We start from the raw sequence: 15792 nt of genomic DNA on the forward strand, positions 1-15792 counted from the left end.
TGATGAAAGGATCGCGTGATTACTAATTTGGGTTTTCTAAGTTTATACCACAATAATTTCAAAAAGGTTTTGGCCGATTTTTTTCGGTGTGTTTTACTTAGGTGAATGCCTTTTAAATTATACCTCAGCGCAAGTTTATGATGGGAATGAATGATAATCCTCGAATGATATTTTTCAGGAATTTGCTCAATATATTCCGCAAGTCTAGCTGTAGTGAATTTCGATTTTCTTAAATGAAAAGTTTCTAATCCCGCATTTAACAAATCGATTACCATCGGTATTTCCGATCTGAATTTTTCCGACGAGCTAACCACTACAAGTTTCATGCTTAGCGTTCTTTGAATTGCAGAATAAATTCCGGATCCTTTTCTATTGCAGTTCCAATCACTACCAGATCTGCACCTGCATTCCACGCTTTTTCAGCATCTGTCTTTGTTCTGATTCCTCCACCAACGATAAGCGGAACCGATATCAGGGAACGTACCTTTTTAATTAAGTCTTCTGATAAAGGATTCCCTGCACCACTTCCGCCATCAATATAAATTTGTTTTAATCCCAATTGTTCTCCAGCTAATGCCGTTATCGCTGCAATTTCCGGTTTGCTGGATGGAATGGGATTGGTTCCGGAAACATAAGCTGCTGTTGTGGTTATTCCATTGTCAACAATGATATATCCGGTCGGAATTAATTCAAGGCCGGATGATTTTAAACGAAATGCGGAATGGATGTGTTGTCCAATCAAAAATTCCGGATTTCTTCCCGAAATCAGCGATAATAATAATATAGCATCCGCACCGGAATAAATTTGAGCGCTGTCGCCTGGAAAAATAACTACCGGAATAGTGCAATTCGATTTAATAAAATCAATCGTCTTAGCAATATCACCATGGGTGATTAAACTGCCTCCAACAAAAAAATAATCTATTTTCGACACAACACTTTTTTCAATGATTTCAGGAAGGTGTTCTGTTTTATCCGGATCAATCAATACCGCAAGTTGTCGTGAGGTGCTTTTCTTTTTTTGCTCTATATGTTGAAATACATTCATTGCTATAAAAATAACCTTAGATGGTATAGGTTAGTATATGATTGTCGAAGAAATGATACGCAAGCCTTTCTGTACCTTCAACACCTTTGTTTTTTATTTGAACTTCAAGATTTCGAAGATCGTTATTTATTGATCGAATCGTTTGACAGCTCGCAAAGAATGTAGTATCCTCACCTGTTTTTTTAAATACGGCCTCTTTTGCGCTCCAGATCAAGGTTGCTGTTTCAAGATCGCTGGTGTTATGCATTTCCCGTTCATCCGAATTAATAAATCGGTTTGTGATTTTAAAAATGCGTTCATTTTTTTCTTCCAGATCTATTCCCGTTGGGATTTCGGGGTGATAATACACAGCAGCGAAGTGGGAGGTATGGCTGATGGAAATGTATCCGGATTCAAGGACCGGCTTCCCTTTGGAATCATAACTTATTTTCAGGGATGGGTTTATCCAGTGAACCAATTGCCGAATTGCCAACCATTGTTTACGTCGGCCGGGAAATTTTATGGCATCCAAATCGGCAATGATTTCCTCCGAAAGCCCCGATTTTAGTGCTTCTTCGTCTTCAGTAATGGCCCATACGAGGATCAGTGCTTCAGGATTTGGTATTATTTTTGAATGGATTGGCATATTAAATTAAGAGAATGCTAAAATAATTTTTTTAATTTAGTCAGTTCAAAAACTACTTTTAAGTCAATTATGCGTTATTTCATCCGCCTTGCGCTTCTGCTATTTTCAATGCACTCATTGGGTTTGCATGCTCAGGTGCTCTATCCTATTTCAGTTAATCATAAAGACGGTTATATCGATAAGTCCGGCAAAGTAGTTGTTGAAGCCAACTACGATAAGGCTCAGCCTTTTAACGGAGGTATGGGGCGTGTTCAAATGGCAGGAAAAACTGGTTATGTGAATGGTTCCGGTAAATTGGTTATAGATGCCAAATACGATAAGGGAACTGATTTTAATGAAGGTTTGGCTGCGGTTAGCCTGGCTGGAAAATGGTCCTTTATCGATGATAAGGGTACTGTAAAATTTGAGGTTAATTGCAGCAATGCTTATGCCTTTTCAGATGGACTTGCGCGTATTCAGGTTGGAGCAAAGCAAGGTTTTGTTGATAAATCCGGTCGAATTGTAGTTGAGCCCAAATATGATGCTGCCTACGACTTTTCACAAGGATTAGCGCGTGTTAAACAAGGTACCAAATGGGGTTTTATTGATAAAAGCGGCAAAATGGTTGTGCCGGCTAAATATGACATGGTACACGATTTTTCTGAAGGACTCGCCAATTTTCTGGTTGGTGATGAAGGAACCGGAAAATGGGGATACATAGATGCCAGCGGGAAAGTGATTCTTGAGGCGAAATTCGATAAAGCGTTTGGGTTTAAAAACGGAAGAGCGTTGGTTCGTGTGGGTGACTTCAAAACCGGTAAATACGGTTACATCGATAAAACCGGAAAAATGATTATTGCTGCAGAATTTGATGATGCCAAGGATTTCAGTGATGGAATGGCATGTGTAGCTTCAGGTACAGGAACAGCCAGAAAATGGGGGTATATCGATGTAAATGGAAAACTTCTCATTACCCGTCAGTTTGCTATCCCATCAAATTTCGAGGATGGACTAGCAAAAGTGCGAATCGGCGATTTTCGTACTGGTACAGAAGGCTATATCGACAAAAGCGGAAAATTTGTTTGGCAGGTGAAAAAATAAACCGGAACACAAGAAATAAATAAGGAGGCTTTGGCCTCCTTTGTTTTTTATTAAGGGACCAGTTTTGTACCTTTGCAGCGTTCAATTTAAGCTTAATAAAACTACTAGAAGAAATTATGGGTTCTACTGCCGAAAAGAAGACACTTCCATTCAAGGTTAAAGATATTAACCTGGCGGATTGGGGAAGAAAAGAAATTAAACTGGCCGAAGCTGAAATGCCGGGATTGATGTCACTCCGTGAAGAGTATGGCAAATCAAAACCACTCGCCGGTGCACGTATTGCTGGTTGTTTACATATGACCATTCAAACAGCTGTTTTAATTGAAACATTAAAAGAACTTGGTGCTGAGGTGACCTGGTCTTCCTGCAATATTTTCTCAACTCAAGATCATGCTGCTGCTGCCATTGCTGCTGCAGGAATCCCTGTTTATGCCTGGAAAGGAATGAACGAAGAAGAATTTGACTGGTGTATCGAACAAACCTTGTTTGCATTTAAAGATGGTAAGCCTCTCAATATGATTTTGGATGATGGTGGAGATTTGACCAATATGGTGTTGGATCGTTATCCTGAATTAGTTAAAGACATTAAAGGATTGTCAGAAGAAACCACTACCGGTGTTCATCGTTTATATGAGCGCGTTAGAAAAGGAACTTTACCAATTCCTGCAATTAATATCAACGACTCAGTAACCAAATCTAAATTTGATAACAAATATGGTTGCCGTGAATCATTGGTCGACGCTATTCGTCGCGCTACCGATTTAATGCTTGCCGGTAAAGTTGCTGTTGTAGCTGGATACGGTGATGTAGGTAAAGGATCTGCTCAATCATTGAGTAGCCAGGGTGTTCGTGTTATTGTTACCGAAATCGACCCAATCTGCGCATTACAGGCTGCAATGGATGGCTATCAGGTATTAAAAATGGATACTGCCGTTAAAATTGCAGATATCATTGTAACGGCTACAGGAAACAAAAATATTGTTGTTGACCGCCACTTTAAAGCGATGAAGCACAATGCTATCGTTTGTAATATCGGACACTTCGATAACGAAATCGATATGGCTTGGTTGAACAAAAATTATGGTGCTTCCAAGGATGTTATCAAACCACAGGTTGATAAATACACAGTTGATGGAAAAGATATTATTGTGCTTGCCGAAGGACGCCTGGTTAATCTGGGTTGTGCTACAGGTCACCCATCATTCGTGATGTCCAATTCCTTCACCAACCAAACACTTGCACAGATTGAGCTTTGGAATCATTCGGATAAATACGAAAATCAGGTGTACACTCTTCCAAAACACCTTGATGAAAAAGTAGCACGATTGCATCTTGCAAAAATCGGTGTTGAGTTAGAAACGCTTACTACCGACCAGGCAGAGTATATTGGTGTTACCGTTGAAGGTCCTTTCAAAGCGGAACATTACCGTTATTAATCGAATTACCTACAATATAAAAGGGGGCCATCGCCCCCTTTTTTTATGCATATAATTGTAAGCATCAATTGTAAATCCGGAGAATACTTAAACCGTCCCAATACGTTTGATACATTTTCATTCCACGTGTAGCCGGACCGCCCTGAATGGATCCGTCGGTGAGTAGAAAACTCGATCCGCAGCAATCATCTTTAGCAATAACATTATTACTGGAATCCACATTTAATTTCCCGCAGGAATTTGAAGGTTGATAAGGGCAATGGCGATCAAAAGCCAGAAATTCATCTTGCGATCGGCGGTATACGATGATGCCTCTGGATCCTCCGTCAAAATACATCCAACCTCCAACGGCTTGCAGACTAAAATATCCGGGATTATTAATGTTAACCTGAATATCCACCAACACATCCGGAATCTGGTCATTGTCTTTTTTGCAGGACATAAAAAATCCTGAAAAAATCAACATCAACAAGGCAGATATTTTGATTATTTTAGTCAACTTCATTATCAAATATACGCCGAAATGGGTAAAAAAGTATTTCAGGCATTGGCCATCATGATTTTCCTGATGATTTCAGGAACCGCCTTTTCTCAGGAAGGTGGCGGAGGAGGGGGTGAGGCTCCGGTGAATAAGCATTATGAAAAGCAAAAAAAGAAACGCGAGAAAGAGGCGGCTAAGGCCGATAAGGAAGCTAAAAAGCGACATGAGAAAATTCAGGATAAAAAAACACGGAAGCGAATGAAAAAAAACCGCAAGAAGGCCGAAAGGGCTCGTAAGAATAAAGGCGAGCCATTTTTTCAGCGGATTTTCCGCAAAAAATAGGCGGCTGGACTTGTAAAAATATGAGCTTTTTTGAAGTCACTTCCTGTAAAATTGGGCGTAAATAGACCTAAATTTGATTAAACCCGCTCTGGAAAGGCAATAAAATGAAGGGGATTAACGAATACCCAAACATTGTTACCGTTGCTTCATTCAGACTTGCGGGTTGAAAGAATTAATTTCTATATTTACGGCCTTTGTTGCGATTAACGAAAACATTAAACTGAACGTATGTTTAGAAGACTGAGCTTGTTGCTGGCGTTCGCTTGTTTGTCCGTAGTATCTTACGGGCAAGGCCAGGGTACCCTACAGGGTAAAATCAAGGATAAGGCTACCGGAGAACCGTTGCCTTTTGTAAACCTCGTTATTGAACAGGGTGGTGTCCAAAAAGGTGGAGCCTCCTCGGATTTCGACGGTAACTACAAAATTGCTTCCATTACGCCAGGTACATACAATGTACGTGCCAGCTTCGTGGGGTATAAGCCATTCCAGATTAACGGAGTTATTGTAAACTCTAACAAAATCACCTTCCTCGATTTGGAATTGGAAAGTGGAGATGTTACGCTTGATGAGGTTACGGTTGTTGATTACGCTGTTCCTCTGATCGATAAAGATGGTGGTGCTTCCGGAGCAACAGTAACACGCGACGATATCGCTAAAATGCCGGGTCGTTCTGCTACCTCCATTGCAACCACAGTGGGTGGTGTTTATTCCGCAGACGGTTCAGGTGCACTTTCTATTCGTGGTGCCCGTTCGGATGCTAACTACTACTTCATCGATGGTATTAAAGTTCGCGGATCAACAGGTCTTCCGAAATCAGCAATTGAAGAGGTGTCGGTAATTACCGGTGGACTTCCAGCCAACTACGGTGATGCTACCGGTGGTGTAATTTCGATTACAACCAGAGGTGCTTCCAAAGATTTCTTCGGAGGTATCGATTACCTGACTTCAGGTTTCCACTTCGGCGGAAATGATCCTTACAAAGCAAAAAATATCGGATTGGATAAATATGGATACAACCTGATTGAAGGTTCATTATCCGGACCAATCATTATGAAAAAAGATTCTACCGGTAAAAAAATTAAACCCATCTTAGGCTTCTTCGTTTCCGGTAACCTTACCAATATCGCAGATAGCCGTCCATTCTTCACCGACCAATATGTGATTAAATCAGACGTTCGCGATCGCATCATTTCTAATCCTCTTCGTCCGACCGGTTCAGGCTTCGGAGCATTTTACAATACCGACTTCCTTCGCATGAGCGATTTTGAAAAGGTAAAATTCCGTCAAAATGCAATGAGCACTGCTATCACCGGTGCAGGAAAAATCGACGTTAACCTTGGTCCTTTAATGAACCTGACTTTTGGTGGATCATTGGATTACTCCAACTATTATGGTTACGACTATAATAACATGTTATTCAATGTAGATAACAACGGATTAATTTCAGATCGCACATGGCGTGTTTACGGACGCTTTACGCAGCGTTTTGCCCAGTCTCAAAATCAAGGTGAAGAAAGTGCATCCAAAATTAAAAATGCGTACTACACTGTAATGGTGGATTACTCTAAATACAAGCAAACAGCACAGGATGCTAATCATAAGAAAAATTTATTTGATTATGGTTATGTAGGTATGTTCCAGACTTACCGCGAACGTTCTTATGAATACACCGTAATGAATGGATCTCCTGCACGTGTTCACAATGGATACAAAGACACAGCGGTAGTATTTACTCCGTATTATATTGATCCGGTTACTGGAGAAGAGTTACATATTAATGATGACTTAGCTTCTATTACCAATCAGTATTATCAACTTTACGATGATAAAGTTGGACACTATGAAAACCTTACCCAGATTCAGTCGGCCAATGCATTGCGTAATGGTGACCAACCTACTTCAGTGTATAACCTCTGGACTAACATCGGTACTCAGTATAATAACTATTCATTAGTAGACAACTCTCAGTTCCGTGTTACTGCATCAGGCAATGCTGATATCGGAAATCACGCTGTTTCATTAGGATTCGAATTTGAACAACGTGACGACCGCGCATTCTCTGTTTCGCCGGTTGGTTTATGGACTATCGGTCGTCAGTTAGCCAACAGCCATACATCAGAGTTGGATGTAAACAATCCACAATACACTTGGTTTGGTTCAGTACTCTCTGTAGATTACGAGCCATTAAACTCCTCACCGGGTGAATACAACGTATTTGATGATGTTGAATCGCAATCGTTCTTCGATTATAACATCCGTAAAAATTTAGGTTGGAATACTGATGGTGTGGACAATCTGGATATTGATGCGATGAACCCTGAGTTTTTCCAATTAGGATGGTTCTCTGCCAATGAATTATTGAACAACGGTAATAACTACGTTTCATATTATGGTTATACTTACGACGGCCAGAAACAAACCGACAAAGTTTCTTTCAATGACTTCTTCACCGCACGTGATGAATTCGGAAACAAAACACGTCCGATTGCTCCCTTCCAGCCAATCTACGTTGCAGGTTATATCATGGATAAATTTGCATTCGACGATTTGATCTTTAACGTTGGATTACGTGTTGACCGCTTCGATGCAAACCAAATGGTACTTAAAGACCGCTACTTGCTTTATGAAGCTAAAACTGTAGCTGAGGTTGATGCACAATCTGAATTTGGTACGAGTCACCCTTCCAATATGGGAGATGATTATGTTGTATACGTAAACAGTGTTGAAAATCCAACTGCAATCAATGGTTACCGCCACGATCGTACATGGTACAACGCACAAGGTGAACAAATTTCTGACCCTTCATTAATTTATGGTCCGAATGGTGTTGCTCCTTATCTCTTAAATGCAAATGCGTCTAAAGATAAAGACAACGAAATTCCAAAAGCATTTACCGATTACAAACCACAAATCAACGTAATGCCACGTGTTGCTTTCTCATTCCCGATTAGCGACGAAGCATTATTCTTTGCACACTACGACGTACTTACTAAACGTCCAACTACAGGAAACCGTCTCGACATTTTGGATTACTACTTTATGGATGTAAGAAGTGTAGTTGTAAACAATCCGAATCTGATGCCTGAAAAAACAATTGACTACGAACTTGGTTTCCAACAAGTGTTAACCAAATCGTCTTCATTGAAAATCTCAGCGTTCTATCGCGAGTTACGTAACCAGGTTGCTTTGATCAATGTTACCGGAGCTTATCCTCGTACTTACCGTACTTATGGTAACCTTGACTTTGGTACAATTAAAGGAACGACCATTACGTATGATATGCGTCGTACTGGTAATTTATCCATCCGTTTATCGTACACCCTTCAGTTTGCAGAAGGTACAGGGTCAGATGCTAACTCTGCTTTGAACCTGGTTAACTCTGGTCAACCAAACTTAAGAACGATCTATCCGTTCGAGTATGACCAACGCCATGCTGTTACAGGGGTAATTGATTACCGCTATGGAGAAGGAAAAGATTATAACGGTCCAAAAATCGCCGGTAAAAATATCCTTCAAAATACAGGTGTAAACGTTGTATTAAACGTTGGATCAGGAACACCATACTCTTCACAACAATATGTAACTCCACAAGCATTGTTATCAGGTGGATCTTCAGCATCATTGGCCGGTCAGGTGAATGGTTCAAGAAAACCTGGTCAGTTCCGTATGGATATGCAGATCGACCGTAACTACACCTTGAAATTTGGTAAAGAGGACAAGGCGAAAACGGCTAACCTGAATATTTATCTGCAAGTAAATAACGTGTTGAATACACGTAACATCTTAAGTGTTTACGGTGCTACAGGTAACGCAAATGATGATGGATACCTGTCAGAAGCTCGTTACCAAAGTGCAATTGCTCAGGTTAACTCAGAGCAATCGTTCCGCGAATATTATGCATTGAAAGTCAACAATCCATATAACTACGGTTTGCCGCGCACAATCCGTTTGGGTATCAAGTTTGACTTCTAATAACAATACGAATGAATAACAGACAAGTTATGAATATGAAAGGGATTGTAAGAATTGGACTGAGCCTTGGGCTTTTCCTGATGGTGTCAGGGAAAGTGAAGGCCGACATCGATCCGGCTTTGAAAAGTGCTACAGCAGGAAATCTTTCCGGCGCTTTACAAAACAGAGCTGCAGGTTGTGCCCCGGCAACGGCATTAACAAAGTTGGAATTTAACAACGTTAGTGCTGTCATTGAAACCGGTGGTAATATGTGGCAGGATCGCGCACAAGGTTTTTCTGCTTATGAGGTACCGAAGGGATCAAAACTTCGCGTATTATTTGCAGGAGCACTTTGGTTGGGTGGTAAAGACTTTAACGATCAGTTAAAAGTTGCTGCGGTTACCTTCCGTCAGGGGAATGACTTTTGGCCTGGACCTCTATTAACAGATGGTACAGCTAATGTTGACGCTGCAACTTGTTTGAAGTACGATAAGTTCTTTATGACTTTGCGTCAGGATATCATCACTTTCGTAGCTTACAACGAATGTGTGCAATCCGGAGCAACGAACTGTGCCGATTTATTTCCTGGCTACAACGTGCCAAGTTCAATTTTAGATTGGCCGGGTAACAACTCAGATCCAGGTTATGATTTTAACCTCGCGCCTTATAAAGACGTTAACAATGACGGATTGTATAACCCAAGCGATGGAGATTATCCTTGGTATGACATCAAAAAAGAGTTGAGCTGTGGTAACGACCGTACTGTAACGCTTTATGGTGACCAAAACTATTGGTGGGTATTCAACGATAAAGGAAACATCCACACTGAAACTGGTGCTGATCCGATTGGTATGGAAATCAGAGCACAGGCATTTGCTTTCTCAACCAATGATGAGGTAAACGACATGACCTTTTATAATTACGAACTTTACAATCGTGGTACACAAACATTGTATGATACATACTTCGGGCAATGGGCAGATGCTGACGTTGGATTTGCTGAAGATGACTTTGTAGGTTGTGATGTTGAACGTGGTTTAGGTTATGCTTACAATGGAGATGCATTTGACGATGCAGGTAATGGACAAACCGGTTATGGAGCAAATCCTCCCGCTGTTGGTATCGACTTTTTCCAGGGACCTTTCCAGGATAATGATGGAATCGACAATCCTTTAACTAGCAACATTACCGATGCAATTGATAGCTTAGGTATCCCTTACAAAGGAATTGGTATTGGATATGGTGATGATGTAATCGACAACGAGCGTTTCGGTATGCGTAAATTCCTTTACTATTTCCGTTCCGACCAAACCACTGTAAATGCACAAAAAGAACCGAATAACGCCAACGATTATTACCGTTACTTATCGGGAATTTGGTTGGATGGTACTCCATTCTATTATGGAGGTACTGCTCACCAATCATCTGCAGGGGCACAAGCAAACGGATTAGTTCGTTGCGACTTTATGTTCCCTGGAGACACTGACCCATTAATGTTTGGTACACTTGGTACTCCAGTTGCTAATCCTACAACATGGACTGAAGCGAATGAAGGAAACACTCCGGCAGACCGTCGTTTTATGCAATCTGCTGGTCCATTTACACTGGTTCCAGGTCAAAAAAATAATATCACCGTAGGTGTTGTTTATGCACGTGCAACGACTGGTAACTCATTTGCATCAGTTCAAAAATTACAATTAGCGGATGATAAAGCACAGGCTTTATTTGACAACTGTTTCAAAATTTTGGATGCACCGGACGCACCGGATATGACCATTCAGGAGTTGGATCGTTCATTGGTAATTTACCTGACGAATCCATCTAACTCAACTAATTATAAGGAGACCTACAAAGAGAAAGATCCATTTATTATTTTACCTTATGTTTTGGATAATGGAGATTCTACTGCTAATCTTACAGATGCTGAGCGAGAAGAATTGTCTTCTTACAGATTTCAGGGATATAAATTATATCAGTTAAAAGACGCAACTGTATCCTCTTCGGATCTTTCAAACACTGATAAGGCACGTCTGGTTGCGCAGTGTGACATTAAGGACGGGGTTGGTCGTTTAGTGAATTTCATAAAAGATGAAGATCTTGGATATGATGTTCCAACCTTAATGGTGGATGGTGAAGATGAGGGAGTGCGCCATTCTTTCTTAATTGAAAAGGATGCATTTACTCAAGCAACCTTAGTAAACCATAAAACCTATTATTTTATGGCAGTTGCTTATGCATATAACAACTATAAAACCTTTGATCCAAATGATGGTACAAAGTTGGACGGGCAAAAGAAAAGATACCTTGAGAGCCGTAAATCAGTAACAGGAGCGATTAAAGCGTATACTGGTATACCTCACATTCCAGTACCTGAAACGGTAGGAACCATTCAACATGCCAACTATGGTGATGGTCCGCAAATCACTCGTATTGAAGGTTCACAAAATGGAACCATGTTCCTTGATATTACTCCTGAAACGGAAGAAATCATTGTTGCAGATTACAAAATGCAGAATCCGGTTTATCAGGCAGGTAAAGGTCCTATCGACGTGAAGGTGGTTGACCCATTAAACGTTAAGCCTGGTAAATTCTATGTTGAATTCCTTCCTGGTGGTGCATTAACTCCTGGTCAGATTAACGTAGGTTTGGATACTAGCTACTGGCAATTAGTTGCTGCTGAAACAATGGAATGGAATGGTCAAACTGTAGCAGCCGGAACCGTATTGTTAACCTCTGATAGAACCATTGAAGTTGGAAATGAACAAATCATTCCTGAATTAGGAATTTCGATCACCATCCAGCAATATAAGTATCCTGAGAATGTTTCTGGTGTTGAATTTAGTGAGCCTATTTTCGGAGATGTTTTCTTTGCTGATTCATCAAAACGCTGGTTAGCCGGTGTGGAAGATGCGGAAGGTAATAACTCGCAAAACTGGATTCGTTGCGGTACACAGCAACAAGATTGCGATGCAACCACTTATCCTGATCCCAACACTGACCCATGTATTTACAACGACTACATTGGTGAGGATGATGAAGAACTTTATGAAAGTATGGCAGGTGGAACCTGGGCGCCTTATCGCTTCTGTGCGGTAGGTAATGCTGAGAACTATCCGCGTGCAACTCCAATTGGTAACTTGTTTGGAAATACCCGTACCATGGTTGAACCAGGCATGTTACCAAACGTAGATATCGTATTCACATCCGATAAATCGAAATGGACCCGTTGTCCGGTACTCGAAATGCAAGAGGATGAAAATCTTGCTCAAGGTGGTGTGAAAAAACAAAAAATGCGTTCGGCTCAATCGGTAGATAAAGACGGTAACCCGGATGGTACCGGAACTACAGGTATGGGTTGGTTCCCCGGTTATGCAATTGACTTAGGTACCGGTGAACGTTTAAATATGGCTTTCGGAGAAGATAGCTGGTTGGCTGTCGACAATGGTCGCGATATGAAGTTTAATCCAACGAGCAAACTTTACTCTAATTTAGGAGATCCGATTTTTGGAGGTAAGCACTTTGTTTACGTATTCACCAATCAGGATCGCGAATTACCTGGTGCTAACCGTATGCCGGCTTATGACGGAGGAACATACATCTACAACATGTTAAGCTCCGGTAACTCTGCAAACGAAATCAGAGTATGGCGTTCATGTACCTGGGTGGGTGCTCCAATGTTGGCTGAAGGATTTACATTCAATGATCCTTCTCAAATTCCGACTACTGCAAAAGTAAAATTGCGTGTGTCTAAGTACTATCAGCGTTATACTACAGATTACTCTGTATATCTCCCTGATACAACTACAGCAAGTAATGGTTGGAGACCCAAATACCTCTTCGATCTTGGAGATCTGGCAACAGAAACTTCAATGACAGAAGCACGTGGTGATTCAATTTTAAAATTGATCAACATCGTACCTAATCCGTACTATGCTTACAATGCTTACGAAACAAGCCGTTTGGATACCCGTGTTAAAATCACCAATCTCCCGGAAGTTGCAACTGTAAAAATTTACAACATCTCTGGTCAGTTAGTGAGAACACTTACCAAAGACTCTCCAATAACTTCGTTGGATTGGGATTTGAAAAATCAGGCAGGTATTCCGATTGCTAGTGGAATCTATCTGGTTCACGTAGAAATTCCGGATGTTGGAGAAGTAGTTCTGAAATGGTTTGGAGCAATGCGTCCACCAGACCTTCAAAGCTTCTAATCCAGAATTATCTAACAAAACGATCGATTGAAGAACATGAAAAATAGAATCATCATATTAGCAGTTATGGCCGGGCTCAGCTCGGTCAATACTGCAAATGCAGGTAACGAAGACCGTGTTGGTAGTGCCGGTGCAACTGAGCTGTTGTTGAATCCGTGGGCAAGAAGTTCTGCCTGGGGATCTGCAGGGGTTTCCAGTGTTACAGGAATTGAAGCAACATTCATGAACGTAGCTGGTTTGGCTTTGACCAAAAAGACGGAAATAAATTTCGTTTACAACAACTGGCTTTCCGGTTCAGGCACCTCTATCAACCATGCAGGTTTAGCCCAACGTGTTGGTGAAACAAGTGTTATCGGATTAACCTTTAACTCCATTAATTTCGGAGATATTCCTATCACTACAGTGAACCTTCCTGAAGGTGGTATTGGTACCTATAGTCCAAAGTATTTCCACATCGGATTTTCCTATGCGAAAGAGTTCTCAAATAGTATTTCCGGTGGATTTACCGTTAAGGCCATTTCTGAGGCTATTGCTAACATCAAAGGTACCGGTGTATGTTTCGATGCAGGTATCCGTTATGTAACTGGTGAGAAGGATCAGGTTAAATTTGGTATTACCTTGAAAAATGTTGGTCCCCAAATGAAATATTCGGGCGACGGATTTTCTCAGTTGACTACCTTGTCTTCAGGTTTACAAATGACCACCGAGCAACGCGCTGCACGTTTTGAAATTCCTTCACAGGTTAATATCGGTGCATCGTATGATTTCCTTTTCGGAGAAGATCAAAAGCTGATCCTGGCCGGTGCATTTACTTCCAACTCGTTCTCGAAAGACAATTGGAGAGTTGGTTTGGATTACAACTACAAAATGAAAAAAGCATCCTTTAGCGCCCGCGCCGGGTATGTTTATGAAAAAGGAATCTTCAGCAAAGATTTAGGGGTTCGTTCTACTGTATTTACCGGTCCAAGCGCTGGTATTTCGGTTGACTGGATCACGGGTGAAAAAGGAAATCATATCGGTTTCGACTATGGTTACCGCACCTCAAATCCATTTGGAGGAACACACAGTATCGGAATCCGTATTGAAGTGAACTAATAAAATTTTTATATTTGCTAAGTAGAATCCCCAATAACCTTGGGGATTCTCTTTTTTAATACCTGTTCAATACCACAGATTATGGCACAGATTACTTATTTGACGAAAGAAGGTTTACAGAAACTGAAGGACGAATTAAAAGAACTAAAAACAGTTGAACGTCCGAAAATTTCCGCGCAGATTGCAGAAGCCCGCGACAAAGGAGATTTATCTGAAAATGCAGAATATGATGCAGCGAAAGAAGCACAAGGTCTTTTGGAAATGAAAATTGCCAAGATGGAAGAACTGGTTGCCAATTCGCGCTTAATCGATGAATCGCAAGTGGATACTTCCCGTGTGTTCATTTTATCGAAAGTGAAAATTAAAAATGTAGCTAACGGTGCTACTTTTGCCTATACACTTGTTGCGGAAAATGAAGCCAATCTGAAAGAAGGAAAAATTTCGGTGGATTCACCAATTGGAAAAGGATTAATGGGGCATGAAGTAGGTGATACCGCAGAGGTAAAAACACCTGCCGGTGTGATGAAATTCGAAATCCTGGAAATTTCGCGTTAATGGCCAGTATTTTTTCAAAGATTATTTCAGGAGAAATTCCATCGTATAAAATTGCAGAGAATGATAAGTTCGTTGCTTTTTTAGATGTGTTTCCATTGGTGAAAGGACATGTATTGGTTGTTCCCAAAAAAGAAACGGATTATATTTTTGATTTATCCGACGAAGAACTTTCTGAAATTTTAGGCTTTGCAAAAGGTGTTGCCCATAAAATGAAAAAGGCCATACCCTGCAAACGAATTGGAGTATCTGTAATTGGATTGGAAGTTCCGCATGCACATGTTCACCTGGTGCCTATGAATACGGCCGACGATCTGAATTTTACAAGGCCAAAACTTCAGCTCCCGAAGGAAGAATTAGAAGAAATTGCTGATAAGATTAGAAAAGCCTGAATTGTTTCAGGCTTTTTTTCTGTCGGGATTCTGCGAAATAAACGAAGCCCAGCCCGAATAATTTTTTCCGCTCCCCGAAGAAGAATTGCGCTGAAAATAGTGACAAACCGCTACCGCCAATGCATCGGTTGCATCGAGGTATTTCGGTGTTTCTTTAATTTTTAAAAGGTGACTCAACATCGCAGCAACTTGCTCTTTAGATGCACTTCCTTTACCGGTAATGGATTGTTTGATTTTGCTTGGGGAATATTCTATAACCGGAATATTCCGGTGCAACGCAGCTGCAAAAGCTACGCCTTGTGCGCGACCCAATTTTAACATCGATTGAATATTCTTTCCGAAAAAAGGAGCTTCAATGGCCATTTCATCGGGATGATGCAAATCGATAACCCGTAGTGTTTCTTCCAGAATTTTTTTGAGTTTGTCTTGTTGTGTTTCTAATTTTTTTAAATCGAAAACACCCATGTCCACCAATTCCATTTTTTTTTCTTTCACCAATAAAACACCATAGCCCATAATATTGGTTCCGGGGTCAATTCCCAGAATTAGGCGCTCAGGACTTAAAGCTGTATTTTTGGT

13 protein-coding genes are annotated in these 15792 nt (G+C 40.8%); 8 read left to right on the forward strand and 5 right to left on the reverse strand.

Going from position 1 to position 15792, the window contains the following annotated elements; translation table 11 throughout:
* The 3 genes from K1X56_12575 to K1X56_12585 form a co-directional block, all read right to left on the reverse strand.
* On the reverse strand, positions 1 to 326 hold a 326-nt coding region (locus K1X56_12575; GenBank protein MBX7095548.1), incomplete at its 3' end, for a thiamine phosphate synthase.
* Between the two features lie 2 nt (positions 327 to 328).
* Positions 329 to 1048 (reverse strand): geranylgeranylglyceryl/heptaprenylglyceryl phosphate synthase, encoded by a 720-nt coding sequence (locus K1X56_12580; protein ID MBX7095549.1) that lies wholly within the window; start codon positions 1046 to 1048, stop codon positions 329 to 331.
* Positions 1049 to 1064: 16 nt separating this feature from the next.
* Positions 1065 to 1673: a 4'-phosphopantetheinyl transferase superfamily protein gene (locus K1X56_12585; GenBank protein MBX7095550.1), complete on the reverse strand. Its 609-nt coding sequence runs from the start codon at positions 1671 to 1673 to the stop codon at positions 1065 to 1067.
* Between the two features lie 69 nt (positions 1674 to 1742).
* Between K1X56_12585 and K1X56_12590 the strand changes: the two genes are divergently transcribed.
* Together K1X56_12590 and ahcY are read left to right on the forward strand one after the other, a co-directional pair.
* Positions 1743 to 2753, forward strand: coding sequence for a WG repeat-containing protein (locus tag K1X56_12590; GenBank protein MBX7095551.1), 1011 nt, complete (start codon positions 1743 to 1745; stop codon positions 2751 to 2753).
* A gap of 116 nt (positions 2754 to 2869) precedes the next feature.
* Entirely contained in the window at positions 2870 to 4189 is a 1320-nt protein-coding gene (gene ahcY / locus K1X56_12595) for an adenosylhomocysteinase (protein ID MBX7095552.1), read from the forward strand.
* A 64-nt stretch (positions 4190 to 4253) separates the two neighbouring features.
* Here ahcY and K1X56_12600 read toward each other — a convergent pair whose 3' ends face one another.
* Positions 4254 to 4694 carry a hypothetical protein gene (locus K1X56_12600; GenBank protein ID MBX7095553.1) on the reverse strand — a complete coding sequence of 147 codons (441 nt, stop codon included), beginning with the start codon at positions 4692 to 4694 and terminating at the stop codon, positions 4254 to 4256.
* 18 nt (positions 4695 to 4712) lie between these two features.
* On the opposite strand from K1X56_12600, the gene K1X56_12605 reads away from it, so the two are divergent.
* From K1X56_12605 to K1X56_12630, 6 genes are all read left to right on the forward strand, one after another.
* Entirely contained in the window at positions 4713 to 5012 is a 300-nt protein-coding gene (locus tag K1X56_12605; protein ID MBX7095554.1) for a hypothetical protein, read from the forward strand.
* A 228-nt stretch (positions 5013 to 5240) separates the two neighbouring features.
* The gene (locus K1X56_12610; GenBank protein MBX7095555.1) at positions 5241 to 8984 is read left to right on the forward strand and encodes a carboxypeptidase-like regulatory domain-containing protein; all 3744 of its coding nucleotides are present in this window, start codon (positions 5241 to 5243) and stop codon (positions 8982 to 8984) included.
* Between the two features lie 35 nt (positions 8985 to 9019).
* Positions 9020 to 13174 (forward strand): T9SS type A sorting domain-containing protein, encoded by a 4155-nt coding sequence (locus K1X56_12615; GenBank protein ID MBX7095556.1) that lies wholly within the window; start codon positions 9020 to 9022, stop codon positions 13172 to 13174.
* Positions 13175 to 13240: 66 nt separating this feature from the next.
* Entirely contained in the window at positions 13241 to 14269 is a 1029-nt protein-coding gene (locus tag K1X56_12620; GenBank protein ID MBX7095557.1) for a PorV/PorQ family protein, read from the forward strand.
* An 81-nt stretch (positions 14270 to 14350) separates the two neighbouring features.
* A complete protein-coding gene (gene greA / locus K1X56_12625) occupies positions 14351 to 14824 on the forward strand; it encodes a transcription elongation factor GreA (GenBank protein ID MBX7095558.1) in 474 nt (157 codons plus the stop codon).
* The gene (locus tag K1X56_12630) at positions 14824 to 15213 is read left to right on the forward strand and encodes an HIT family protein (protein ID MBX7095559.1); all 390 of its coding nucleotides are present in this window, start codon (positions 14824 to 14826) and stop codon (positions 15211 to 15213) included. Before greA ends, K1X56_12630 begins: the two co-directional genes overlap by 1 nt.
* Positions 15214 to 15219: 6 nt before the next feature.
* Here the strand turns inward: K1X56_12630 and ruvC are convergent, their stop codons facing one another.
* Complete coding sequence (gene ruvC, locus K1X56_12635; protein ID MBX7095560.1) at positions 15220 to 15729, reverse strand: crossover junction endodeoxyribonuclease RuvC; 510 nt, start codon at positions 15727 to 15729, stop codon at positions 15220 to 15222.
* Positions 15730 to 15792: the final 63 nt, after the last annotated feature.

It is taken from the genome of Flavobacteriales bacterium, from assembly GCA_019694795.1.
In the GTDB taxonomy this organism is placed as follows: Bacteria; Bacteroidota; Bacteroidia; order Flavobacteriales_D; family UBA2798; genus UBA2798.